At 66.8% G+C, this 24,069-nt stretch carries 21 protein-coding genes and 1 riboswitch; of the genes, 5 read left to right on the forward strand and 16 right to left on the reverse strand.

What is annotated here, in order from left to right:
• Both thiC and Q1U94_RS10780 read right to left on the reverse strand, forming a co-directional pair.
• On the reverse strand, window positions 1-1,222 hold a 1,222-nt coding region (gene thiC, locus Q1U94_RS10775), incomplete at its 3' end, for a phosphomethylpyrimidine synthase ThiC (protein WP_300544365.1).
• Between the two features lie 71 nt (window positions 1,223-1,293).
• A riboswitch (TPP riboswitch) is annotated at window positions 1,294-1,397 on the reverse strand.
• A 208-nt stretch (window positions 1,398-1,605) separates the two neighbouring features.
• The gene (locus tag Q1U94_RS10780; protein WP_300544367.1) at window positions 1,606-2,913 is read right to left on the reverse strand and encodes a dipeptidase; all 1,308 of its coding nucleotides are present in this window, start codon (window positions 2,911-2,913) and stop codon (window positions 1,606-1,608) included.
• Between the two features lie 232 nt (window positions 2,914-3,145).
• Between Q1U94_RS10780 and Q1U94_RS10785 the strand changes: the two genes are divergently transcribed.
• Entirely contained in the window at window positions 3,146-4,240 is a 1,095-nt protein-coding gene (locus tag Q1U94_RS10785; RefSeq protein WP_300544370.1) for an acyltransferase, read from the forward strand.
• A 166-nt stretch (window positions 4,241-4,406) separates the two neighbouring features.
• On the opposite strand, the gene Q1U94_RS10790 is transcribed toward Q1U94_RS10785, so the two are convergent.
• From Q1U94_RS10790 to Q1U94_RS10800, 3 genes are all read right to left on the reverse strand, one after another.
• On the reverse strand, window positions 4,407-5,696 hold the full coding sequence (locus tag Q1U94_RS10790; protein WP_300544372.1) for an adenylosuccinate synthase: 1,290 nt from the start codon (window positions 5,694-5,696) through the stop codon (window positions 4,407-4,409).
• 160 nt (window positions 5,697-5,856) lie between these two features.
• Window positions 5,857-7,377 (reverse strand): serine hydrolase domain-containing protein, encoded by a 1,521-nt coding sequence (locus Q1U94_RS10795; RefSeq protein ID WP_300544374.1) that lies wholly within the window; start codon window positions 7,375-7,377, stop codon window positions 5,857-5,859.
• A gap of 81 nt (window positions 7,378-7,458) precedes the next feature.
• Window positions 7,459-8,214, reverse strand: coding sequence for an AraC family transcriptional regulator (locus Q1U94_RS10800; RefSeq protein WP_300544377.1), 756 nt, complete (start codon window positions 8,212-8,214; stop codon window positions 7,459-7,461).
• Between the two features lie 207 nt (window positions 8,215-8,421).
• Here Q1U94_RS10800 and Q1U94_RS10805 point away from each other — a divergent pair, with 207 nt between their 5' ends.
• On the forward strand, window positions 8,422-8,982 hold the full coding sequence (locus tag Q1U94_RS10805; RefSeq protein ID WP_300544380.1) for a hypothetical protein: 561 nt from the start codon (window positions 8,422-8,424) through the stop codon (window positions 8,980-8,982).
• Between the two features lie 4 nt (window positions 8,983-8,986).
• On the opposite strand, the gene Q1U94_RS10810 is transcribed toward Q1U94_RS10805, so the two are convergent.
• Both Q1U94_RS10810 and Q1U94_RS10815 read right to left on the reverse strand, forming a co-directional pair.
• Window positions 8,987-9,562, reverse strand: coding sequence for an acyloxyacyl hydrolase (locus Q1U94_RS10810; RefSeq protein ID WP_300544382.1), 576 nt, complete (start codon window positions 9,560-9,562; stop codon window positions 8,987-8,989).
• Between the two features lie 61 nt (window positions 9,563-9,623).
• Window positions 9,624-10,811: a phosphoserine transaminase gene (locus Q1U94_RS10815; protein ID WP_300544384.1), complete on the reverse strand. Its 1,188-nt coding sequence runs from the start codon at window positions 10,809-10,811 to the stop codon at window positions 9,624-9,626.
• Between the two features lie 91 nt (window positions 10,812-10,902).
• On the opposite strand from Q1U94_RS10815, the gene Q1U94_RS10820 reads away from it, so the two are divergent.
• The gene (locus tag Q1U94_RS10820) at window positions 10,903-12,036 is read left to right on the forward strand and encodes an aminotransferase class V-fold PLP-dependent enzyme (protein WP_300544386.1); all 1,134 of its coding nucleotides are present in this window, start codon (window positions 10,903-10,905) and stop codon (window positions 12,034-12,036) included.
• 79 nt (window positions 12,037-12,115) lie between these two features.
• Entirely contained in the window at window positions 12,116-13,015 is a 900-nt protein-coding gene (locus tag Q1U94_RS10825; protein ID WP_300544388.1) for an EamA family transporter, read from the forward strand.
• On the opposite strand, the gene thiD is transcribed toward Q1U94_RS10825, so the two are convergent.
• From thiD to Q1U94_RS10845, 4 genes are all read right to left on the reverse strand, one after another.
• Window positions 13,012-13,821 carry a bifunctional hydroxymethylpyrimidine kinase/phosphomethylpyrimidine kinase gene (gene thiD, locus Q1U94_RS10830; protein ID WP_300544391.1) on the reverse strand — a complete coding sequence of 270 codons (810 nt, stop codon included), beginning with the start codon at window positions 13,819-13,821 and terminating at the stop codon, window positions 13,012-13,014. The genes Q1U94_RS10825 and thiD overlap by 4 nt on opposite strands.
• 24 nt (window positions 13,822-13,845) lie before the next feature.
• Complete coding sequence (locus Q1U94_RS10835) at window positions 13,846-14,784, reverse strand: tetratricopeptide repeat protein (RefSeq protein WP_300544394.1); 939 nt, start codon at window positions 14,782-14,784, stop codon at window positions 13,846-13,848.
• 44 nt (window positions 14,785-14,828) lie between these two features.
• Window positions 14,829-15,680: a hypothetical protein gene (locus Q1U94_RS10840; RefSeq protein WP_300544396.1), complete on the reverse strand. Its 852-nt coding sequence runs from the start codon at window positions 15,678-15,680 to the stop codon at window positions 14,829-14,831.
• A gap of 84 nt (window positions 15,681-15,764) precedes the next feature.
• Window positions 15,765-16,655: a LysR family transcriptional regulator gene (locus Q1U94_RS10845; protein WP_300544399.1), complete on the reverse strand. Its 891-nt coding sequence runs from the start codon at window positions 16,653-16,655 to the stop codon at window positions 15,765-15,767.
• Window positions 16,656-16,750: 95 nt separating this feature from the next.
• On the opposite strand from Q1U94_RS10845, the gene Q1U94_RS10850 reads away from it, so the two are divergent.
• Complete coding sequence (locus Q1U94_RS10850; protein ID WP_300544401.1) at window positions 16,751-17,518, forward strand: class III extradiol ring-cleavage dioxygenase; 768 nt, start codon at window positions 16,751-16,753, stop codon at window positions 17,516-17,518.
• Window position 17,519: 1 nt separating this feature from the next.
• Here Q1U94_RS10850 and Q1U94_RS10855 read toward each other — a convergent pair whose 3' ends face one another.
• The 5 genes from Q1U94_RS10855 to Q1U94_RS10875 form a co-directional block, all read right to left on the reverse strand.
• Entirely contained in the window at window positions 17,520-18,566 is a 1,047-nt protein-coding gene (locus tag Q1U94_RS10855) for an ankyrin repeat domain-containing protein (RefSeq protein ID WP_300544403.1), read from the reverse strand.
• A gap of 87 nt (window positions 18,567-18,653) precedes the next feature.
• A complete protein-coding gene (locus tag Q1U94_RS10860) occupies window positions 18,654-19,766 on the reverse strand; it encodes a glutathione S-transferase family protein (protein WP_300544405.1) in 1,113 nt (370 codons plus the stop codon).
• A 65-nt stretch (window positions 19,767-19,831) separates the two neighbouring features.
• A complete protein-coding gene (locus Q1U94_RS10865) occupies window positions 19,832-20,665 on the reverse strand; it encodes a methyltransferase domain-containing protein (protein WP_300544407.1) in 834 nt (277 codons plus the stop codon).
• 88 nt (window positions 20,666-20,753) lie between these two features.
• Window positions 20,754-20,960 (reverse strand): hypothetical protein, encoded by a 207-nt coding sequence (locus Q1U94_RS10870; RefSeq protein WP_300544409.1) that lies wholly within the window; start codon window positions 20,958-20,960, stop codon window positions 20,754-20,756.
• 897 nt (window positions 20,961-21,857) lie between these two features.
• On the reverse strand, window positions 21,858-24,068 hold the full coding sequence (locus Q1U94_RS10875; protein WP_300544413.1) for a 3-hydroxyacyl-CoA dehydrogenase NAD-binding domain-containing protein: 2,211 nt from the start codon (window positions 24,066-24,068) through the stop codon (window positions 21,858-21,860).
• Between the last annotated feature and the right edge of the window lies 1 nt (window position 24,069).

Consider the following 24,069-nt stretch of genomic DNA (forward strand, 5'->3'; position numbering starts at 1 on the left):
TATTGGCGTTGATCTTGGTCAGCTCGCCCAGGGTTTCCAGCTCGGCGAACTGGGCGCGGTCATTGGCGTCAGCAATCGAGCCCGGACGCAGGCCATCGCCCAGCGAGAAGGAGACGTCATAGGCGCGCATGATGTCGCAGATCTCCTCGAAATGGGTGTAGAGGAAGCTCTCCTCGTGATGGGCCAGGCACCATTTCGCCATGATGGACCCGCCGCGCGAGACGATGCCGGTGACCCGGTCGGCGGTGAGCGGCACATAGGCCAGGCGCACGCCGGCATGGATGGTGAAATAGTCGACGCCCTGCTCGGCCTGCTCGATCAGCGTGTCGCGGAACACCTCCCAGGTGAGGTCCTCGGCGATGCCGTTCACCTTCTCCAGCGCCTGGTAGATCGGCACGGTGCCGATCGGGACGGGCGAGTTGCGCAGGATCCATTCGCGGGTGTTGTGGATGTTCTTGCCGGTGGACAGGTCCATCACCGTGTCGGCGCCCCAGCGGATCGCCCAGACCATTTTCTCCACCTCTTCCTCGACCGAGGAGGCCACGGCGGAATTGCCGATATTGGCGTTGATCTTGGTGAGGAAGTTGCGGCCGATGATCATCGGCTCGAGTTCGGGGTGGTTGATATTGGCCGGGATGATGGCGCGGCCGCGGGCGATCTCGTCACGCACGAAGTCCGGCGTGACGTGTTCGGGGATGGCGGCGCCGAAGCTCTCGCCCTCGGCGATGCGTTCGGCGGCCCCCTCCACGGCGGCCTTGCGGCCCAGATTCTCGCGTTCGGCGACATAGACCATTTCCGGCGTGATGATGCCGGCACGGGCGAATTCGTACTGGGTGAGCGGCTGGCCCGCCTTGCCCCTGAGCGGCCGGTGCTGGGCCGGGAATTCGCGGGCGAGGTATTTGCCGGTCGCCCCGCCATTGTCCAGCGGCGAGAGGGGACGGCCCTCATAGGCCTCCACCTGGCGGTCGGTGTACCAGTCCAGACGGTGGCGCGGCAGGCCGTGCTCGACGTCCAGTTTATGATCGGGATCGGAATAGGGTCCGGAGGTGTCGTAGACACGCACCGGCGGCTCGTTGGCCGTGGGATGCAGGTCGATCTCGCGGTGCGGCACTTTCAGCGCAGGCGCGGCTTGCGGCGAGGTATAGATCCGGCGCGAGCCCGGCAGCGGCCCGGTGGTGACTTTCGGGGTTTCGAATTCGGACTGGCTGGTGGGCTTGTTCATGGCGGCGCGCCTTTCCTTCGTGTGGCGGGCGCCGGCGTTGCGTTCAGGCCTCGAGGTCCCCGCTTCTGGCGGGGAAAAGAGCGCTCCATCCCGACGCCGGCATGACCCGGATCCGGTCCTAAGGGTGACGTCTCAGCCCCGCCGCAACACCGGCGGGACACCCCTTGGAACTGTTGGCGCGAGGATGGACGCCATGGTGTGATTTGGCAAGCGGGGCCGGACGCTAGAGCGTCAGTGCCGCCAGCGCGATCACGCCGGTCAGGACCAGCAGCGGCAGGGCGAGTTTGAAGGCGGTTTTCATGGCCCCGCCTCTCTAGCCGGGTAGCCGCGCCGCCACCCTCCCCCGTTCGGGGGAGCCGGGCCCGCCGCCCGGCCCGGCCCGCCTATTCGCGCGCCGCGGCGGCCGCCTCGCGCATGACCCGCAGCACATTGCCCGACCACAGCATTTCGATCTCCTCGGGCGTATAGCCGCGGCGCAGGAGTTCCCCGGTCACGGCCGGGGTCTCGCTGGCATCCTCCCAGCCGCCGACCCCGCCGCCGCCGTCGAAATCCGAGGCGATGCCGACATGTTCGATGCCCGCCACTTCGACGGCGTGATCGATATGGTCGACAAAGTCCGACAGGGTGACATCGCCATACCGTTCGCGCAGCGCCGCGACGCCCTCGCGATAGGCGGCCAGCGTCTCCTCGCTCGCCGCGTTGCGGCCCTCGCCGGTATCCAGGCCCAGCTCGGCGGCCAGTGCCCGGCGGGCCATGGTCAGCGCTTCGGGAACCTCGCCGACATAGCGGCGAAAGGCGACCATCTGGGCAACGCCGCCATTGTCGCGGATGGCGCGCAATTGTTCGTCGTCCAGATTGCGGGCGTGGTCGAAAACGGCGCGGGCCCCGGAATGCGAGGCCATGACCGGTGCGCGGGACAGCTCGATGGCTTCAAGCATGGTGCGCTTTCCGACATGGGAGACATCGACGACAATGCCATGATCGTTGAGCGCGGCGACCAGGTCGCGGCCGAGACCGGACAGGCCCGGATCCTCTTCCGGCTCGCCGGCCTCGATATCGGGATTGGACGATCCGCCGAACTGGTTGTTTCCGAAATGGGTGATCGAGGCATAACGCACCCCGCGTTCCGCCCACATGGCCACATCCTCGATGCCGGGCCCCAGCGGATAGGCATTCTCCATGCCGATCAGCGCCACCAGGCGTCCCGAGGCGGCGATCTCCTCGACCTCGCCGGCGGTGGTGGCGAGCGCGATGCGGTCTGGATAGGCCTCCAGCATGCGGGCGATGCCGCGATACTTCTCCTCGGCGGCCTCGCGGGCGGCGGCATAGCCCTCCTCGCTCAGCTCGCCCTGGCGCACATAGACGATGAAAAAGGCCGCATCGAGCCCGCCCTCGACCATTTTCGGCAGATCGACCTGGGCATGGGTGTGCTGGCCCGGATCCAGCGCTGGCGTGCCGTAGCCGGCGCCGATATCGACATGGGTATCCAGGGTCAGCGTATCGGCATGGATCTGCTCGGCGGAGCGGACCGGATTGTCGGGCTCGCGCGGGGCTTCCGGCGCGGCCGTTCCGGACGCCGCGGCCGGTGCCTCCGGGGCGGTATCGGCCGGAGTCCCGTCCTCCGGGCCCGAACAGGCCGCCAGGGCGAATGCGAGGACCAGTGTGGATACTCCGAAACGACGCGCCGACATGATGATCTCCCCTCCAGCGACAGGCGCGGCAGTCTAGAGGCACGCCTCCTGAACGCAAGGACGGCCGGAAAACCGTGCCGGAACGGGGCAGCGGGTCCCGGAATGCCACGGGCTGGGGCGGGGCGGCGGCGATCCGCACGGGCCGAACTTAATGTTTCATTTACATAATTCTCCGCCAGCCGCGCCGCGCACGATCCTTGCTCCGTCGCCCCCTGGAGAGGGAGACACCGTCATGACCCGCACCGGTTTCTGGTTTCGCGACGGGATGGGCCGTCTGGAAGACAAGTCCAACAATTTCACCGCCATGCGCATCGTCTTCGCGCTGATGGTGCTCTACGGCCACGCCATCGTCATCCCGATGGGCAAACCCTATGTCGGCGCCTGGGGGCTCACAGTGGACTTCGTGGTCCAGTGCGCCCTGGACGGCTTCTTCATCCTGTCCGGCTACATGATCACCGCCAGCGCGATGAAGACGACGGACATCTCGCGCTACACGGCCTCGCGCTTTTTCCGCATCTTCCCGGGCCTGATCGCCGCCGTTCTGATCGTGTTTGCGGTCTACCCCTTCTTCACCTCGCTGTCCCAGGCGGAATACTGGACGAGCGCGGAGACCTGGACCTTCCCGCTGGTGATGATCGGCCAGATCGACCCGCTGGCCGGCCTGCCGGGCACGTTCGAAAACTCCCCGGTCGGCCACAGCGCCAACGGCCCGCTCTGGACGATCCGCTACGAGCTGATGGCCTATCTGGGCGTCGGCATCCTGACCGTTCTGGGTCTCTACCGGGACAAATGGCTTGTGGTCCTCTGGGCCGGGCTGACCTGCCTGGCGGGCGCGCTGGTTCTCACCTTCGGCTACAGCGGTCCCGGCGAGGCCACGATCACCACCCTGGCGCGTTTCGGCCCGGCCTTCATGATCGGCGCCTTCTTCTTCGCCGCGCGCGATCATGTGCGCATCACCCCGGCCTTCATCGCCCTGGCGGGCGTGGCGGCGCTGGCCGCCCACAATCTGGTCATCGGCTGGATGGTGCTCGACATCTTCCTGGCCTCGGCCTGTCTCTGGCTCGGCCATGCGCATATCCGCGGCCGGATCGGCCACGCCGTGCGCAATGTGGAAGACATCTCCTACGGCCTCTACATCCTGCACTGGCCCATCGGCCTCGTGGCCTTCGCGCTGCTGCCCGGCCTCAACACGACCGAGCTCGCCCTGATCATGGCGCCCGCCGCCATCCTCGCCGGCTGGGTGCTGCGCGAAACGGTGGAGAAGCCGGCGCTGGCCTGGAAGGCGCGGCTGCAGCCGCGGCGGACGGCGCGCGCGGCGGCGGTTTAGGCTGCGCTCTTACTCACTCCCACCTTTCCATTTTTCCCGGCCGGAGCCCGGCCTTGGGCCGGGCGCAGAGCCGGGACCAACCGGACCTAGTTCCAGCACGGTGTCTCCCGTTGGTCCCGGATAGCGCTGCCGCGCTTCCGGGAAAAGTGGAGATTGAGCGTGGAGGCTATCCCCTGAACGGATCCTGCATCAGGATCACGTCCTCGCGCTCGGGCGAGGTGGAGACCAGGGCGATCGGGCATTCGATCAGTTCTTCCAGGCGGCGAACGTATTTCACCGCCTCGGCGGGCAGGTCGGCCCAGGAGCGCGCGCCGGCGGTCGAACCCTGCCAGCCTTCCAGCTCTTCATAGACCGGCGTCACCCGCGCCTGGGCCTCCTTGCCGGCGGGCAGGTGGTCGAGGCGCTGTCCGTCCAGCTCGTAGGCGACACAGACCTTGATCGTCTTGAACCCGTCCAGCACGTCCAGCTTGGTCAGGGCCACGCCATTCACGCCGCCGACCTGCAGGGTCTGGCGGGTGATGACGGCGTCGAACCAGCCGCAGCGGCGCTTGCGCCCGGTGACGACGCCGAACTCATGGCCGCGCTCGCCCAGCATCTGTCCGTCGGCATCGAAGAGTTCGGTCGGGAAAGGGCCCGAACCGACACGGGTCATGTAGGCCTGGGCGATGCCCAGGACATAACCCACATCGCCCGGCCCCACGCCGGTACCGGCCGAGGCCTGGCCGGAGACGGTGTTGGAGGAGGTGACGAAGGGATAGGTGCCGTGATCCACGTCCAGGAGCGCGCCCTGGGCGCCCTCGAACAGGATTTTCCGGTCGTTGTCATTCGCCTCTTTCAGCACGCGCCAGACCGGAGCCGCATAGGGCAGGATTTTCGGCGCGATCCCGAGGAGTTCGTCAACCAGCTTGTCGGCAGGATATTCCTCATGCCCCATGCCGCGGCGCAGGGCGTTGTGATGATGCAGGATTTCCGCAACGCGCGAACGCAGGGCCTTTTCGTCGGCCAGGTCGACGACGCGCACGGCACGGCGGCCCACCTTGTCCTCATAGGCCGGGCCGATACCGCGCCGGGTGGTGCCGATGGCTTCGCCGTCGTCGCGGTTTTCGCGCAGGGCGTCGAGTTCGCGGTGGATCGGCAGGATAAGCGCGGCGGTCTCGGAAATCTTCACCACGTCGGGGGTGATGGCCACGCCCTGTTCGGCTATACGGTCGACCTCGGCGACGAAGGCCCAGGGGTCGACAACGACGCCATTGCCGATCACCGACAGCTTGCCGCGCACCACGCCGGAGGGCAGCAGGGAGAGCTTGTAGGTCTTGTCGCCGACAACCAGGGTGTGGCCCGCATTGTGGCCGCCCTGGAAGCGCGCCACCACATCGGCCCTGTGCGACAGCCAGTCGACCAGCTTGCCCTTGCCTTCATCGCCCCACTGGGCACCCACGACGGTGACGTTGGCCATTGAAAGACTCCCGTTGAAACGCCGGCCGTCCGACCGCATTCGCCGCCCCGATGCGGGGCCGCGGAAGTCAGTCGTCAGATGAAAGGAACGGCCGGACCGAACGGGCCGCAGGCTTAAACCGGATCGCGGCTGCTCACAAGAGAGGGATCAGCGGGCGGATCTAGTCGACCCGCCGGTAGATCGCCCCCTCCCAGTCAAGCTGCACGATGGTGCCGCTGCCGTCCCGCCCGAACCGGACGGCCTCGATCCCGTAGAGCGGTCCTGTTTCCAGGCCGAACAGGTCCGGCCGCGCCGCTTCCAGCGTGACCCGCCGATCTCCCTGAAAACCCAGCAATTGCGCGTCGCGCAGGGCTATGTCGATCGTGTGATACCCGTCGCCGCGGCTGTAGCGGCCGACATACTCTCCGAGCTCGTCCGCGGAGGGCTGCCAGGCCCAGCCTTCCCAGCGCGCCTCGGCGCGGGTCTCGCCGTCCCCGCTGCGCCGGTAGTCCAGCAAACGGGCGATGCGTTCGGGATAGTGTTCGATGCGGCGCTCGGTCCAGCGTTCGGCATCCTCGTGTTCGGTGAGGTATTGCAGATACATCACCACGGTCCGGCCCGACAGCCAGCCGGTCTGATTGTCCGAGTTGGAGAAGGCGGCGATCCCCACACCCAGATCCGGCGAATAGGCCATCACCGTGCGCGCACCGGTATAGCCGCCGCCATGGATCATCAGCGTGTGGCCGTCGAAATCGCACACATTCCAGCCCAGCGAATAGCCCGTGCAGGGCAGTTCATACGCGTTGCGGCCGTCCTCCATGTGCGTTTCGACATAGGCGGTCTGCGCGGCGGACACGATATCCGCGCCCAGGCCGCTGCCGGCCGGTCCCTCGCCGCGCAGCTGCAGCTGCAGCCATGTGGCCATATCGCCGGTCGAGGTCACGATACCGCCGGCCGATTGCATCATGCCGTCGGTCTTGGGCGGAATGATGTACCAGCCGTCCTCCTCGCCCAGCCAGGTGTGGTACCAGGCGAGTTCGTCGGCTGCGAAGTCGGACGTGCGGGCCGATGTGCGGGCAAGCCCCAGCGGATCGAAAACCACCTCGTCCAGCCAGTTCTGCCAGGTCCGCCCGGTCACTGTTTCCAGAATGGCGCCGTAGATATTGTAGCCCAGATTGTCATAGTCGTAGCCGGGCTCGCGTGCCTCGCCATAGCGCGCAATCAGGGCCGGATAGTCGGCCGGATCGACGCGTGTGACATAGGCTTCCAGTGTCACCAGCTCGTCGACCGAGACCGGAACCTGATGGGTCAGAAGATCGCGCAACGTCCATTGCGCAGGATCGACGCCTTCGGGAAATTCGATATCCGGCCAGTGATCGGCAATGGTCGATTCCAGCAAGAGCACGCCCCGGGCATCCAGATAGGCCGCCAGAAGGCCCATATAGGCCTTCGTCTGGGAGGCGATGTAGATCGGCGTGTCCGCCGTCAGCGGCGCCCCGGTCCCGGCGTGGCGCACGCCTTCGATCCGGTTCATCACCACGTCGTCCGCGGTGACCACGACCACGGCATAGCCCGGCTCGATACCGCCGAAGCGGTCGAGAAAGGCGTCCAGCCGCTCGGCCGCCCCCTGCGGCGTCTCGGCCGGCACGGCGGTGGAACAGGCGAGCGCGCATGCAGCAGCGATCGGGAAATGGGGAATCATCGGGCAACTCCTGGCGATTGCGATACCGCCCATAGCGCTAGCTCATGCCCGGTCAGCGGTCTTGAATGCTTGTAACACGGCTCAGGCAGCGGCGAGGAGATCGCGAAAGCGCGACGGCGTATACCCGGTCTCCCGCTTTATCTGGCGGGAGAGATGGGCCTGATCGGCAAAGCCCGCCTCGGCGGCGGCCGCCGACAGGCTGGCCCCGCGGGCGATCGCACCCATCGCCCGGGCGACGCGGCAGCGCACGCGATAGAGGCTGGGCGGAATGGAAAAATGGCCGGTAAAACATCGTGAAAGATGGACCCGGTGAATGTCTGCTTCGCGGGCCATCTCGGCGATGCCGGCGTCGTCATCCGGGTCGCCGAGCCGGTCGCGGACCCTGTCCAGCCAGCCGGGAACCGGGCCGTGATTCCGATGCCGGCGTTGCGACAGGGCAAGCAGGTCCCAGACCGCGGCTTCGGCGTCGCGCCCGCCGTCGCGGATCAGCGCGATCAGCGGGACGGGCGACACGCCGGCGCTGCCGGGCGACCAGTCCCAGTCGCCGCCGAAAGCGGACGCCTCCGCCCTTCCGGGATCGAGATTGACGGCCAGTATCAGCGCACCGTCGCGGCCATAGCCATTGCCGTGATCGAGCCCCGCCGGCTTGACGCCGACGCTCGGCTGATCGGCCACGCGCTCGCGGCCGCCATGGCGTTCTGCGATGGCGCCGGCCAGCAGAAACGACACCTGGTGATAGTCATGGCTGTGCGGCGCCATTTGCGTCGCCGGACCGTAATAGGTCAGCTGCACCGCCAGGCCGTTACCTTCGAAAACCCGTCTTTGCCGCTTCGTCATGCCAGCCTCCCGTCCTGTCCTGCACACCGGATGCCTGTGTGGCAATGATCGGATGATGACACTTCGGTCATGCAGCGCCTCCGGCAGCTGACGCCGCCGAGATGTACGACAGGGCGCACTGCCGGCGCGACGAACGCCCTTCGGCGCGCTTGTGGCCCCTTCCGCCGCGTGCCAGCTTGGCAGGACAGTCATTCGGGAGGGGGAGACATGAAACCCGTTGCGATCGCCCTGGCCGCAGGGATTGCCGGCCTCACCGCATCCCTGGCACCGGCCCAGCCGGCACCGCCGCCGGGGTGCGTGGAGGACATCCATGACGATTTCGACTTCTGGGTCGGGCGCTGGAACGTCTATGCGCCGGATGGCGGACCCTATCAGGGCCATAATGTGATCGAGAAAGTCGAGGGCGGCTGCCTGATCACGGAAAACTGGACGGGCGCCAGCGGCTCGACCGGCCAGAGCATGAATTTCCACGACCCGCTGGCCGGCGCCTGGCGTCAGGTCTGGGTCAGCCGCGGGGCTTTTATCGACTATACCGGGGGGCTCGATGCCGATGGCGTCATGGTGCTTGAGGGCGAGATTCACTACCCCGGCAATGGCAATCGCGCGCCCTTCCGCGGCACCTGGACGCTCCGGGAAGACGGCACGGTGCGCCAGCATTTCGAGCAACAGGACGCCGAGGGCGCCTGGTCCGACTGGTTCGTGGGCATCTATGTCCGCGAGGACGAGGATCCGCGAGCGGCAGAGGCGCAAGCGGCGCGGGCCGGATAAGGTCCTAGCGTCCCCAGCGGTAGCCGATGCGCACGCCGGCATTGTCCAGCGCCTGGTTGCGGCCGGACGCGAGAATCTGGCCATGCGAGATGTGCTCGTAATAGACGCCGACCGACCAGTGATCGCTGACATCCATGTCCAGACCGAACGCGTTGTGGAACAGGATCTCGTTACCCATCAGCGACCGTGTGGTGGCCAAGCGGATGCGGGTGGGATCGTCCGGCGCAGAATTCGGGTCGATATCCTCCACGCCGTCATTATAGGTCAGGCCGGTGCGGAATTCGAAATTGAGGCCATCGGCGAACTCCCAGTTCCAGGCCAGGCCCGTACCGCCGAAATTGGTCAGCCCGTTGGTGTTGAACGAGCCGTAGAAATAGGGCCGGGGCGACCAGATGACGTCGAGAAACTCCGGCGATGGCAGAAGCAGGTCGGCGGTGATGTTGGGGCCGTCCTCGACATGGTCCGACAGGTCGTGCGCGGTCGCACCGAGACGGAATTCCAGACCGCGATCATCATCCGCCAGCGCCGGCGCGGCGGCCAGTACAGCCGCTGCAACGGCCAGTCCCAAACGCATCATCATGTCCCCCTCTCCCGGCAACGGGCCGGGCTGTTTCGGTTGTGCCAGAGCGATAGCCCGCCGATCAGGCCGCGTCCAGCGCTTCGCGATAGGCCCAGTCCAGCCAGGGCCCGAGTGCGGCCAAATCGTCACGCTCGATCGTGGGCCCGCACCACACGCGGATACCGGGCACGGACGCGCGGTGCATGTTCACGTCCAGCGCGGCATTCTCGCGCTCGAGCAGCGTGGTGATGCGTTTGGTCAGGGCCCATTGCGCCTCCACATCCATCGCCTGGACCTTCGGATCGGTGAATTTCAGCGTGACGGAGATCGGCGAGCGGGCCCGCTCGTCGGCACACAGATAGGTCAGCCAGCCGCTCTTCCGCACCCAGGCATCCAGCGCCTCGAAATTGGCCTCGCGGCGCCGGACGAGTTCCGGCAGGCCGCCAATGCGCGACGCCCATTTCAGGGCAGCGACATAATCCTCGACCGCCATCAGGGACGGCGTGTTGATGGTGGAGCCCTCATAGAGGCCCAGATTGGCCTTGCCGTCCTTGTGCAGTTGCAGAAGGCCGGGGATCGGCCAGCCGGGCCTGTAGCTGTCGAGACGTTCGATGGCGCGCGGGCTCATGATGAGGATGCCGTGCTGGGCCTCGCCGCCCAGGCATTTCTGCCAGGAGAAGGTGAGTACGTCGATCTTCGACCAGTCGATATCGACGGCGAAGGCCGCCGAGGTCGCATCGCACAGGGTCAGACCCTCGCGGCCGGCGTCGATCCAGTCATAGTCGGGAATGATGACACCGGCGGCCGTACCGTTCAGCGTGAAGACGGCGTCGCGCTTGCCGTCGTATTCTGACAGATCCGGCAATTCGCCCGCGGGGGTCTGGAAGACCCGCAAATCCTGCAGTTTCAGTTCGTCGCGCGCATCCAGCGTCCAGCGATTGCCGAACACGTCCCAGGAAAACACGTCGGTGCCGCGCTGCCCCAGCAGCGACCACATCGCGGCTTCCATGGCACCGGTGTCGGAACCCGGCATCAGGGCGACCCGATAGTCCGCGGGAAGCTCGAGCAGGGCATGTGTCCGCTCCAGCGATTCCTTGACGCGCTGCACCGCAGAGCCGGCGCGGTGCGTGCGCGACAGGGGTGCATCCGCCAGCGCATCCCAGGTCCAGCCGGGATGCTTCTTCACCGGCCCGCAGGAAAAGCGCGGATCGGCCGGGCGCAGGACAGGTTTGGGGTTGTTCGTCGTTGGAGCGGTCGTCGTTTCGGCCACGTGTCTCTCCCGAAAGGCGGCGTCAAAAGCAGGCTGGTCGTGACGGCTGGCACGTTGACGCCCTCCGTCTGCCGGGGCAAGAGGCTTGGCCATGATCCCGTCCCAACGCGACCTGTTCGATATCCCGCGCGAGCGCGTCTATCTCAACACCGCCTATATGGGTCCCATGCCCAAGGCTGCCATCGCGGCCGGTGCGGAAAGCTATGCCCTCAAGGGCCAGCCCTGGCGCTATGACATACAGGGTGACTTTTTCGACGCCCCCGAAGCCGTGCGGGCCCGGGCGGCCCGTCTGTTCGGCTCCAGCCCGGCCGATATCGCACTCGTGCCGGCGGCCTCCTACGGCCTGGCCACCGCGGCACGTAACCTGGCCCCGCAGAGGCGCACGGAAATCCTGGTTCTGGAGGCGCAGTTTCCCTCCAACCTCTATGTCTGGCGCGAGCTGGCCGGGCAATATGGCGCTCGTATACGCACGGTGAGCCGATCGGCGAACCAGAGCTGGAGCGAGGCGGTGCTGGGCGCGATCGGACCGGCCACGTCGATCGTCGCCTGCCCGCAGGTCCACTGGGCCGATGGCGGCGCCCTCGACCTGCCGGCAATCAGCGAGGCGGCGCGGCGCCAGGGCGCAGCCCTGGTGCTGGATCTTACCCAGTCACTGGGCGCCCTGCCCTTCGACATGGCGGCCATCCAGCCCGATTTCGCTGTCGCGGCGGGATATAAATGGCTGCTTGGCCCCTACACGCTCGGCTTTCTCTATGCCGCCCCGCACCATCAAACGGGCGAGGCGCTGGAGGAAAACTGGATCGTGCGCGAAAAGGCCGAGGATTTCGCCCGCCTGGTCGATTATGCAGACGGCTATGCCCCCGGCGCCAAACGCTTCGACATGGGCGAGCGTTCCGCCTTCCAGCTCGTGCCGGCCGCAAGTGAAAGCCTGGCGCAGATCCTGGACTGGGGCGTGGAGGAGATCGCCGCCACGCTGGCGCAACGCACGCAGGCCATCACCCGGGCCGTTGCCCCCCTGGGCCTTGCCGACGACACGCCGGACCGCGCCGGCCATTATCTCATGCTGGCCCTGCCCGGCGGCGCACCGAAGGATCTCGTGACCCGCCTGGCAGCCCGCGGCATCAATGTATCCCAGCGCGGAGACCGGCTGCGCGTGACGCCGCACCTGTTCAACGACGATGCCGACATCGCCGCCTTCGCGGACGGGTTGAGGGCGGTGTTGTGAGGCCCTGCTCCGTCACGCCCCCCATCGCGGACGCTGGCGAGCGCGGCCGGCAACGACGGTGCGCCGCAGGGAGGGCGGAGTGAGACACATCCCCACCCTCCGCGACTGGGCGGCGCTTGTCCTGCTCACTGTATTGTGGGGATCGGCCTTCGCCTTCATCAAGCACGGCGTCGGCACGCTGCCGCCCGCCGCGCTGATCCTTGTGCGTATCGCCGGCGCGGCGATCTGCCTGATCGCCTGGGCCCATATGCGCGGTCACCGCCTGCCGCCGCTCACGGACAGCCGCTGGCTGTGGTTCGCCGGCCTCGGCTTCTTCGGCAATACCCTGCCCTTCTTCCTGGTCAGCTGGGGCCAGCAACATATCGACAGCGCGCTGGCCGGCATCCTGGTTGCCACCATGCCGCTGGCGACCGTGCTGCTGGCGCATGTCGTCGTGCCCGGCGAGCATCTGACCTGGCGGCGCTCGGCCGGCGTGATTGTCGGCTTTTCCGGCGTTGTCCTGCTGCTCGGGCCGGCCGCGCTGAGCGATCTGGGCGGGGCCGATGTCTGGGCCCAGCTGGGCGTGGTGGCTGCCGCCGTCTGCTATGGCATCAATGCGGTGATGGCGCGCATGCTGCCGCCGACATCACCGTCGGTCTCCGGGGCGGGCATGCTGATCTGCGGGGCCGTCTTCGCGCTGCCGCTGGGTGTGATCGATCTCGCCCGCGCCGCGGAGAATGTCGCCCCGACGGCCTGGATGGCGGTGATCTGGCTGGCCGTGGGGCCAACGGCTGCGGCCTCGGTCGTGCTGATGCAGGTCGCGCGCACGGCCGGACCGAACTTCCTCGCCATCGCCAATTATCTCACCCCGATCGCCGCGATGATCACCGGCGTCGTCATCGGGGAAACCCTGGGCTGGAACGTATTCACCGCGCTGGCAGTGATCCTGGCCGGCGTCTGGCTGGCCCGCGGCAAGGCCCCCGCCCCGCCGCCGCGCTAGGGCCGCAGCACCCACATGTGATCGACCGGACCTTTGCCCTGGCCATATCCCGGAGCGCGGGCAATGGCTTCGTGCAGATAGTCGCCGGCCTTGCGCACGGCTTCGGGCAGGGCCTCGCCCCGGGCCAGCCGCGCCGCGATGGCCGAGGCCAGGGTGCAGCCGGTACCATGTGTGTGTTTGGTGCCGATACGCGGGCGTTCCATGATTTCCATGCCGCGGGTCGAGACCAGCACGTCGGCGACGGCATTGCCCTTAAGATGCCCGCCCTTCACCAGCGCCGCCCGGGCGCCCATCGCCATGAGTTTCTCCGCCGCCGCGATCTGGCCCTGGATATCCTCCACAGGCATGCCGGTCAGGCGCGCGGCCTCGGGAATATTGGGCGTCACAAGCGCGGCCAGTGGCACAAGGCGTTCCCGGATCGCAGCCTCGGTCCCGTCATCGACCAGCCGGTCGCCCGACGTGGCCACCATGACCGGATCGAGGACCAGCGGCAGCGGCGTGTCCAGGCTTTCCAGCACACCCGCGACCAGGCCGACAACCCCGGCCGTGCCCAGCATGCCCGTCTTCACCGTATCGGCGCCGATATCGTCCAGGACGGCGCGCATCTGGCCTTCCACGATCGCATCGGGCACGGGGTGAATGGCGCTGACACCCAGCGTGTTCTGCACGGTGATCGCGGTGATCGCGGTAGCGGCATAGCCGCCCATGGCGGACACCGCCTTGATGTCGGCCTGGATGCCGGCACCGCCGCCACTGTCCGACCCCGCAACAATGAGGACACGGCCGGCCGGTTCTTGTGGTTCCATGGACCCAATACTCGCCAATTGCGCCTAGTTCCCGTCCTGCAGCGCGCGCAAGCGGGCCCGCGCGCGGGTCGCCTCGGCATCGCTGATCGCATGCGAGGCCGCCTGATCGTAGAGTTCGCGCGCCGCCGCGTCATCGCCCTGCTCGGCCCGCAATTCGGCCAGCGCGATCAGGGCGCGGAAATTCTCCGGCGCAAAGGCCAGCATCTGTTCATAGATCGCCGCTGCCCGGTCGAGATCGCCCGCCACGGCCAGGCAGGCCGCGTGATCGTGCAGCAATTCGTCGTCCCAGGGACTGGCCTCCACCGCAGCGGCCTCGCCGGCGCAGCCCGCGGGCGGCGGGCCGGCCGCGTCCGGCGAGCCGGACGCCATGCCGGTCCGGTCCGGTGCGGCCGCTGCTGCCGCAGTCTGAACCGGGGCCGGGGCCGCCGATACCCCATCGGAGGAGGGCGGATCGCTGTCCGCCGCCAACGGACGACGGCCCGGCCCGGTGCGCCCGGCCGGACCGCCAGCTTCGCGGCTCTCGTCTGTGGCCGGCCGAACAGGCAGGGGCGCGGGCGGCGGGCTTGCCGGCGCATCCGCTTCGGCCCGCATTGCCGCATGCGGCAGGCCCAGCGTGACCAGGACGCCACCCGGCACCAGCTCGGCACGCGCGCCCTCCCAGCCCGTGCGGCCGTCCAGCTCGATGCGCACGCCCTCGCCGGCCGGCACGATACGAACGGTCTCGACCAAGCCGCGATCATAGGGCGTAACGGTCCGCTGGCTGGCGCTGACGCCCGCAATGTCCAGGCGCAGGCCATCTGCCGTCGCAACAGCTGTCACAGCCCGCGGCTGACCGTCGAAGATGAGCCAGATTCGGCCGGTCTCGCCGTCCGAAGCCGCAGCCACATCGCGCAACTCCGCCATGGCTGGCGCGGCGGCCAAACTGGCCAGGGTCAGCGAAAAGGCAAGCAATAGCGCACGCATGGACAAGGCCTCTGAGCCGTTCGCGTCAAGGCGGGGCGGACTTTTCACCCCACCCCGGGTTCGCGCGCCGAGACCGTGGCCGCATTGCAGGCATCGTAGCCAAAGGCCCCGATCAGCGTACCGTCGGCATGGCGAACCGACTCATAGACATAACAGCCCTCGCCGAAGTCCGGGAAGGTGCCGCGCACGAAAATCGGATCCCCCTCGCCATAGATGGCGTCGGCCGCATCGAGCGGGCGCAGGGAATTGACTGCCTCGCCCGCCTCGCGCGTCGCGCATTCCCAGGTCTGCATGTCCTCGTCGACGATGCGTACACCGGTATGCCCGCCCCTCATCGTGTAGGCGGCGGAGACATGGGCGGACTGGTTGCGGAATTCGGCCAGGCAGGTGTCGATAGCCGGCAGATAGTCCATAAGGTAGTTCGACCAGCGGTCGTCCTGCGCCACTTCGCGGCCGCAGCCGGTCAGGGTCCTGCTGCCGACGACCACCGCGGCGAAATAGGTATGGCCATTACCCGGGGCGGCCTCGCACGGACCGGCCTGGAGTTCGACCGCAACCCGCATGCCTTCCTCCGTCTCGCCGTAGAACCGGCGCACGCCGCCGTCCAGGTAGGGCATGGCAATGGCGAGCGTGACGATATCAGCCTCGCCCCCGTCCATGCGCAGGCGCATCGACACGCGCGCCTCGTTGCCCTCCTGCTCGTAAGCCATACGCCCGGACCAGCCGTCATGACTGGACAATTCATAGCCATAGCCCGTCACGACCCGGGCCCCGCCGGAGCGGGCATGATCGAATGCCGCCATGGCCATTCCGCCACCCCCGGCCGTCATGCTGTCGGTGGTCGCGCAGGCCGCAAGGCTCGCGCTGCCCAATGCGAGTAGAAGGGTCCGGATCATGTACTGCCCCCAGAGGTGTCGTCCCGTTGCCATCAAACAGTCTAACACATGAATGAAGGATGAGTGCCGGCACGGCGGCGGACGCTAGACGGCGCCGTCGAACCGCTCTGCGAGATAGTCGACAAAGGCCCGCACGCGATGGGTCATGTAGCGGTTGGAGGGGAAGACAGCCCAGAGGAAGCGGTGCTCGGGCGCCCAGTCCGGCATCACTTCCGTCACGCAGCCGTCGTCCAGCGCGACCTGTGCAGCCCAGCGCGGCGAACAGGCAATGCCCAGCCCAGACGCCGCGGCCGACACCGCGGCAACGGCGCCGTTCAGGGTCAGGCGGCCGCTGACCCGGACCTCGGCCTCCTCACCGTCGCGTTCGAATTTCAGGATCTGCGGGGCCGGCTTGTTGCGATCGACGATGACGTCGTGCCGGGCCAGATCGTCCGGATGCCTCGGCGCGCCATGGCGGGCGATATAGTCGGGCGAGGCCACGGTCACGAGACAAGCCGGCGCCAACCGCCGGGCGATCAGCGCGCTGTCGGGCAGATTGCCGATCCGCACGCCGACATCGATGCCTTCATTGACGAGATCGACCATGCGGTCGGCCAGCGACAGGCGCACCTCGATCTTCGGCCATTGATTCATGAAGTCGGCAACGACCGGCATCAGCCGCCGCGCTCCGAAATCGACCGGCGCCGTCACGCGCAACAGTCCGGCCGGATCGGAGCGTGTATCGGCCACCCCCTCTTCCAGTGCATCGTACTCGTCGAGCCAGGGCCGGACCCGTTCAAGAAGGGCCGTACCGGCATCGGTCAACCGGACAGAGCGCGTAGTTCGATCGAACAGGCGCGCCTGCAGGCGCTGCTCCAGGGCCGTGATCTGTTTCGACGCCGCCCCGGGCGTCATGGCCTCGCGTTCGGCCGCCTTGGTGAAACTGCCCAGCTCGGCCACCGAACAGAACAGGCGCAGGGCATCGATCCGGTCCATTTATTCCTCACGAGAAATAGAAACCCGCCTTTTGGCATACTTATTCAATTTGGGCGAAACTCCAAGATGGGGTCTTGTCAGTCAGGGAGATTGCCATGCCCCTTGCCCCGCTTTTCCTGTCCCACGGGGCGCCGGATCTGCTCACCATATCCTCGCCTGCGCACAACGCGCTGAAGCAGCTGGAATTGCCCGAGGAGACTCGCGCCGTGCTGGTCGTGTCGGCCCATTGGGAGGCCGGCCCCGTGCGCGTGCAGACCGCAGCGCAACCCGATACGATCCACGATTTCCGCGGCTTTGGCCCTGATCTCGAAGCCGCGACCTACACGGCACCCGGCGCTCCGGCGTTGGCCGAACGGGTGGGCGGCTTGCTGAAGGCTGCAGGGATCGAGGCCGTTTCCGATAGCCGGCGCGGGCGCGATCACGGCGCCTGGATTCCCATGGCCCTGATCCGGCCCGAGGGCGATCTGCCGGTCATCCAGGTCAGCTTGCCCGACAGCGACGCCGGAGCCATCGCCCTTGGCCGCGCCCTGGCCCCGCTGACGCGCGAAGGCGTGCAGATCATCGGCTCCGGGTCTCTGACCCATGCCCTGGGCACCGCCTTGGCGGCCCCGGAAGACGCACCGGCGCATCCCGGGGCAAAGGCATTCAGGGACTGGGTCACACCGCTTATCGCGACCGCCAATCCGGCCGAACTGGCCGGCTGGGAGACGGCACCGCTGGCCGCCTTCAACCACCCCACGCCTGAGCATTTCCGCCCGTTGCTGATCGCCATGGCGGCCGCCGGCGGCAGGTCAGCGGAACTGCTGCACCAGTCCTGGAGCCGGAGCGCCCTGGCGATGGATATCTGGCGGTTCGCGGCCTAGTTCACTGGTCCGCCAACCTGGGCTGTTCCAGACGTTCGGTCACGTCGGTCCAGCCCATCATTTCGGCTATTGCCGCCAAATCGGGCGTATTGTCCGGAACGATGCCGGGGTCGGCGCCCGCGTCCAGCAATGCCAGCACGGCGCCGTGCCGGCGTTCGAAGGCAGCCCAGAAAAGCGGGGTCGCGCCTGTCACGCCGGCCGTATCCGCGTCGGCGCCCGCCTCGACCATCCAGCGCACAAGATCGGCATGCCCGCCGATCGCCGCCATATGCAGCGGTGTGAGGGCCATTCCGTTGGTACCCGCACGGCGATTGATGTCGGCCCCCTGCGCCACGAGCGCTTCTACCGCGTCGCGATGTCCCTCGCGCGCGGCTTCGAACAGGGCCGTGAAGCCGATCGCGTCGACGGCATCGACGTCAGCACCGGCGGCGATCAACCGGTCGATCGCACCGGCCCGGCCGGCCCGCGCCGGCGCCTGCAGCACAGGCCGGCCAGCCCAGTCGCGAAGCTGCGCAATCCGGACATGCGGCAGGATCCGGTCCATTTCCGCGATATCGCCGGTAATCGCCGCCGCTTCCAGCATCGCTTCGGCCCGGCTGCGCCAGACCGGCCCGCCGGCCGCATCGAGCAGGATCGCCAGCGCCGCCTGATGGCCCCGGCGCATGACGATTTCGACCGGCGTTCCGTGCCCGGTGTCCCCCGTTGACGCGCCGGCCTCCAAAAGCGCCGCGATCACGGCGGCATGACCGTAGTACGCGGCCCAGTTCACGGCGGGATCGCCCATGGCGTCGTGCGTGTCCGGATCGGCGCCGGCCGCAACAAGGATTTCGACCAGGGCCGGATCCGGATTGGATGCGGCATACATCAGCGCGGTTGCTTCCAGCCCGTCGGTCTCGCGGGCATTGGGATCGGCGCCGGCATCGAGAACCCGTACCAGCCCGGCGGCATCGCCGCCGCTCAACGCCGAGCGCATCTCGTCCGGTATCTGGGCCCAGCCGGGCACGCTCAGACAAAGTGCGCCGGCCAGCGCGAAGAGATGGTGTCGCATATCAGCCTCCCCTGTTCGGGAGAGCCTAGCTTCACGTCAAAGCGGCGCGGACCGACAATTTCGTGAACACAGCGCGAGGTGTTGTGATCACGCCCTGGCGAGCTTGAAATGACGCCGCTCCAGCCGCACCGGCAGCCCGAAATCAGCCAATTGCTGCGCTCCTATGCTGCGCAGCAATCGATCTGCGGCCGACCGGTCCGCGCCGGTCAGCCCGGCGAGATGATCGGCCACGCGCTGCAGCATCCAGAGCGAGTAGGGGATGACCGCGCGATCGGTTTCCACAACGGCATCGCCGTGCCCGATACGGACCCTGTGGAAGCCCAGTAGACGCGGGATTTCACTCTCCTGCGGATGCGCCTCGACCCACTCGCCCAGTATCTGCGCGGTATCCAGGAGGACCGGCAATTGCTGCGCAGCAAACATCTGCAGCAACGGCATCAGCGTGGCCGGGATTTCGTCACGGGCCAGGAAGTCTCCGGTCAGTCCGTGCTGGGGTGCGTGACAGCGTTCTGCCCACCCGGCCACGCGCGGTGCCAGGCGCCGCATCAGCTCGCCGGACTTCGGATCGCGCAGCAAGTGGGCGTAGAGCGGGCCGAGCAGACCATAATCCCCGATCGACGGACGTGTGCCGAACAGGAAGTCGTGCTCGCCCAGATGCGCATCGAAGGCTGCCAGAAACGCTTCATGGGCCGCTTCGATGGCCGGAGCGCTGTCCGGATTGACGCCCAGCCCCGTCACACTGCCGGAGAAGAAATCGACCGCCTTCTGCGCCGCCGCGAATTGTTCCCCGGGTGGCAGGTGCGGGTGCGAGGTGGCACCGAATTCGCGCTGCGCGAAGTCGCGATTATAGGCCCAGCGATAATGCATCGCCGGGATCACCAGCCATTCATCGCCGAAGAGTTCCAGGATCAGCGCCGCCAGGCGCTGGCAGGGACCGTCGGGATAAACTGACGGGCCAGGTTCGTGCTGTTCGACATAGTCGATGATGTCGGTCGTGTCCTGCAGGGTCACGCCGGTCTGCGACCCGTCGTCATGGATCACCACAGGAATGACCGGCCAGCCCACGCGCGGCAGGATGTGCGACTTGTAGACATCCCGCGTCGACAGGCGCTCGGTGAAGGGCACGTTCTTCCAGCGCAGATAGCCGCGCGCCTTGCCGGTGTAGAGCGAAACGGGCGTACCGATCAGGGTATAACTCATGGATCACGACCTTTGGGAATAACGGTCGGACCATACCGCGTTTTCTGAGACGATAAAGCCTTCGATCAGGCGCCGGGCTTGCGCGCCACGACTTCCAGGACCATCGGCGTCATCAGCAGCGAGGCCGGATCCTGTTCGCGCGCATGCAGGAAGACGCGGAAGGAGTCCGCGTCGCCGGGGTCGAGAAAGCCCAGCTCGACCAGCCGGTCGGGCGATTGCTTCAGCCATTCCATCGGCCAGGTCCAGATCCAGTCGCCCGGACGCGCGGCGTGGATGACGGGCGTCATCGGGCCCGGCTCCCAGCCCAGATTGGACATCAGGGCCGGCAGGCGCCGGCCGATTTCCGGATCGCCGCCGAAATGGACCCAGCTGCGGCGCACGGCCTCGATAAAGCGGTCGAAGACAGGCTCGCCGGGTTCGATGCGGAAACTGCGATAATCGACATATTCCTGGGCGACGAACCGCCCGCCGGCCTTCAGCGCCTTGTCGATCCCGGCCATGACGCCCGGCACATTCGGCACGAAGGACAGGCACCAGCGCGACCAGATCGCGTCGCATGCGGCGTGCGGCCAGTCCAGATCGGCAAGGTCGCTTTCGATCGTCTCTATATTGTCCAGGCCGCGCACCCGGGCGCCCTCGCGCAGCGCCTCGAGAAAACGGGCCGACTGGTCGACGGCGATCACACGGCCCTGCGGGCCGACAAGCCGGGCCAGGTCGAAGGCGGCATAACCCGGCCCCGCGCCCACATCCATCACCGTCATGCCCGGCCGGATACCGGCGCGGCGCCAGCCCGCCAGGGCCGTTTCGCGCCAGATGGCGTGCTGCTGGCCCAGGCGGCGCACTTCCACGTCGTCAGTGCCGATAATGTAGTCATTGTCTTCCAGACGGGCGTCGGACATGGGCCTCTCCTCGTTCAGGCGGAACGAGACTAGCGCCGGGCGGCACGGGATCGCCACCCGTTGTTTGCGGTTTGGGAGGGAAACGCCTTCAGCGGCGGGCGGGCAGAAAGTCCGTCTTGGACAGGGGCGGCACCTCGCGTTGCACGGCGAGATGCTGGCGGGCATCGGCCACCACATCGTAGGCATGCCATGCCGACCAGCTGAGTACAACTGTCATGACGACAGCCGCCGCCCAGCAGGCCAATGCCGCAGAACGGATATAGCCCGGCCAGCGAAGATCGGTTCGGTCCAGCATGTCCATTTGCCTTGCGGCATCCCTGTGCGCCCGTCGGCAAGCATCTTGGCCATCCGGGTGGTTAACGCAGCTCATATTTGATTAATCTCTTGTTCAATATTCCCGCAAAGCGTGTTTCCCTTTGCGATTCAATACGCTTCACACGTGTATTTTGTCATGAAACGACGACAAAATCCCGTGTGAGGCGAATATAGTGACAATGAGAATCACCCAGGGGAGAATTTGGCGGGCCAGCCGTGCGAGGCGCCAGGCGGCGGGCCGGGCCATGTCGGGAGCGGAGCGGGGCATCGTTCTCACCGGTGTCGTGGACCGGCGCGATCATGCCCGGTCCAGCGCTCCGGTCACATCAGATCGTTTGACGATCGCGTGAGTGGCGGCCGCAGGACATCCCCAAAAGCACCAACCGCCCGTCCCTGCCCCGAAGGGTCAGGCGGCGGGCGGCCGTGTTGCTTCCGGACCCGGTTCCAAGGAACCTTCCCCTTCCGCGCACTCCGGTCTTTGGGAACCGGAGCCAGTACCACCGAGGCGGCACTGCCATCGTTGCTTCCTCGTCCCCTCCCTTGCGGTCGGTTCAGTCTCTCCGGGTGACCAGCTCTTCCTGCAACGGGCCCTTTCGAGCCTGCCCTTTCCGAGCCGTCCTTCCTTTCGATCCCCGGGCCGTCCGGCCCGCTTCGGTCGCTGTCGATGATTGAAGTAAACCAGTGGCGGGCCGGCCGCGCAATGCACGGAACAACGCGTTTCGTGGACAAGTTATCGCTTCTGGTGGAAAAACTCCCGGGATCTGTGGACATCCTGGTGAAAACTTCCAACACCCCGAAATCATGCCCGGATTAGCCGCAAAGAAAAGCCGGCGCAATCACTATTGCGCCGGCCTCCCGCATCAATGGCAGTGGCGGACTATTCCGCCGCGACCGGCTCCCTCGCGCCGAAACGCTGGTAGAAGGTCTCACCCTTCTCGGCCATCTCCTCCAGGAGTGCCGGTACCTTGAACTGGTCGCCGTATTTCGCTTCCAGCTCGCCCGCCCGTTCCACAAAAGCCTTCGCACCGACCGTATCGATGAAGGAGAGCGTGCCGCCGGTATAGGGTGCAAAGCCCCAGCCGAGAATCGAGCCGACATCGGCTTCGCGCGGATCGGCAACGATGCCCTCTTCCATGCAGCGCGCCGCTTCCAGCGCCTGGGCATAGAGAATGCGGTCCCTGATCTCGTCGGCCGTCGGCTGGTCTGCGGCATACCGGCCGCCCGGCGCGAACTGTTCCAGCTCCGGCCAGAGCCGCTTCGGCTGCCCCTTCTCGGCCGGATAGTCGTAGAAGCCCCTGGCGTTCTTGCGGCCGAGACGGTCATACTCCTCGACCATCTTGAACAGGATCGGCTCGGTACCCGACGGCTCGTACTGGTCGCCCAGATCGGCCTGGGTCTGCTTGATCAGCTTCACGCCGAGATCCAGCGCCACCTCGTCCTGCAGGGAGAGCGGGCCGACCGGCATGCCGGCCATTTTCGCGGCGTTCTCGATCAGCGCCGGCTTGACGCCTTCGCCCAGCATTTTCAGTCCTTCGCCCACATAGCGCATGACGCAGCGATTGGCGTAGAAGCCGCGCGTGTCGGAGACGACGATCGGCGTCTTCTTGATCCTGGTGACGAAGTCGATGGCGCGCGAGAGCGCGTAATCGCCCGTCTTCTCGCCCACGATGATCTCGACCAGGTTCATCTTCTCGACCGGCGAGAAGAAGTGGATGCCGATGAAATTCTCCGGACGGTCCGACGCCTTGGCCAGCGAGGTGATCGGAATGGAGGAAGTGTTCGAACCGAAGACCGCATCCTTGCCGATCTCGGCCTCGGCCATCTTGGTGATCTTGGCCTTGAGTTCGGAATTCTCGAACACGGCTTCGACCACCAGATCGACATCCTTGATCAGGGTATAATCGGTGGTCGGGGTGATCAGCGAGGCCAGCCTTTCCGCCTTCTCCGCGGTCAGCTTGCCCTTGGACACACCCTTCTGGAAGAAGTCGACTGCGTGCTGCTTGCCCTTGTCGGCGCCTTCCTGACTGGCATCGATCAGCACAATCTCGATGCCCGCCTGGGCCGAGACGGTGGCGATGCCCGCCCCCATGAAGCCGGCGCCGATGATGGCGATCTTCTTCACGTCCCGCTTCTCCTGACCTTCCGGACGGCGGCCGCCCTTGTCCAGCTCCTGCTTGGACAGGAAGATCGAACGGATCATGTTGCGGCTTTCCGGGCGCAGCAAAAGCTTGGTGAAATACCGGCTCTCGATGCGGATCGCCTGGTCCATGGAGACCTGGGATCCTTCATAGACGCAGGACAGGATATAGCGCTGGGCCGGGTAGTTGCCGTAGGTGTTCTTGCGCAGCATCGGGCTGGCGGCACCGAAGACCTGGGCACCGGCGGGATGGTAGGGGCCGCCGCCGGGGAATTTGAACTTGTCGCCGTCCCAGGGCTGGGTCGCCTTTTTCGGATCGTCCTTGACCAGCTGCCTGGCCGTGGCGACCAGTTCCGCCAGCGGCGCCGTGGCGTCGACGATGCCCTGCTGCTGAGCCGTGGCAGCGTCGAGCTGCTGGCCCTGCAGCAGCACCGGCGCAGCATTCATCACGCCGACCAGGCGCGGCAGGCGCTGGGTGCCGCCGCCGCCCGGCAGCACGCCGACCATGGCTTCCGGCAGGCCCAGCTTGGCCTTGGGATTGTCGGTCGGCATCACCCGGTAGTGGCAAGCCAGCGCAATCTCGAACCCGCCGCCCAGCGCCAGCCCGTTGATCGCCGCAGCAATCGGCTTGCCGCAGGTTTCCAGGGCCCGGAAGGTCTTGTTGAGACGGAAGCACTGGTCGAACAGTTTCGCCTTCATCTCGTCTTCCGGCAGTTTGGCCAGCTCGGCCGAGGACCCGCCCAGTTCGGACAGATCGGCACCGGCGCAGAAGGCGTCCTTGCCGGAGGTGATGACGACACCCTTGATGGCGTCGTCCTCGACGATTTGTTTCGTCAGCGCGTCGAAGTCGTCCATGACTTCCGCAGAGATGACATTCATCGACTTGCCCGGACTGTCGAAGGTGACCAGGGCAATGCCGTCATTGTCGGTTTCGAGTGTGAAGTTTTTCATC

Source organism: Maricaulis sp. (assembly GCF_030149515.1).
In the GTDB taxonomy this organism is placed as follows: Bacteria; Pseudomonadota; Alphaproteobacteria; order Caulobacterales; family Maricaulaceae; genus Maricaulis.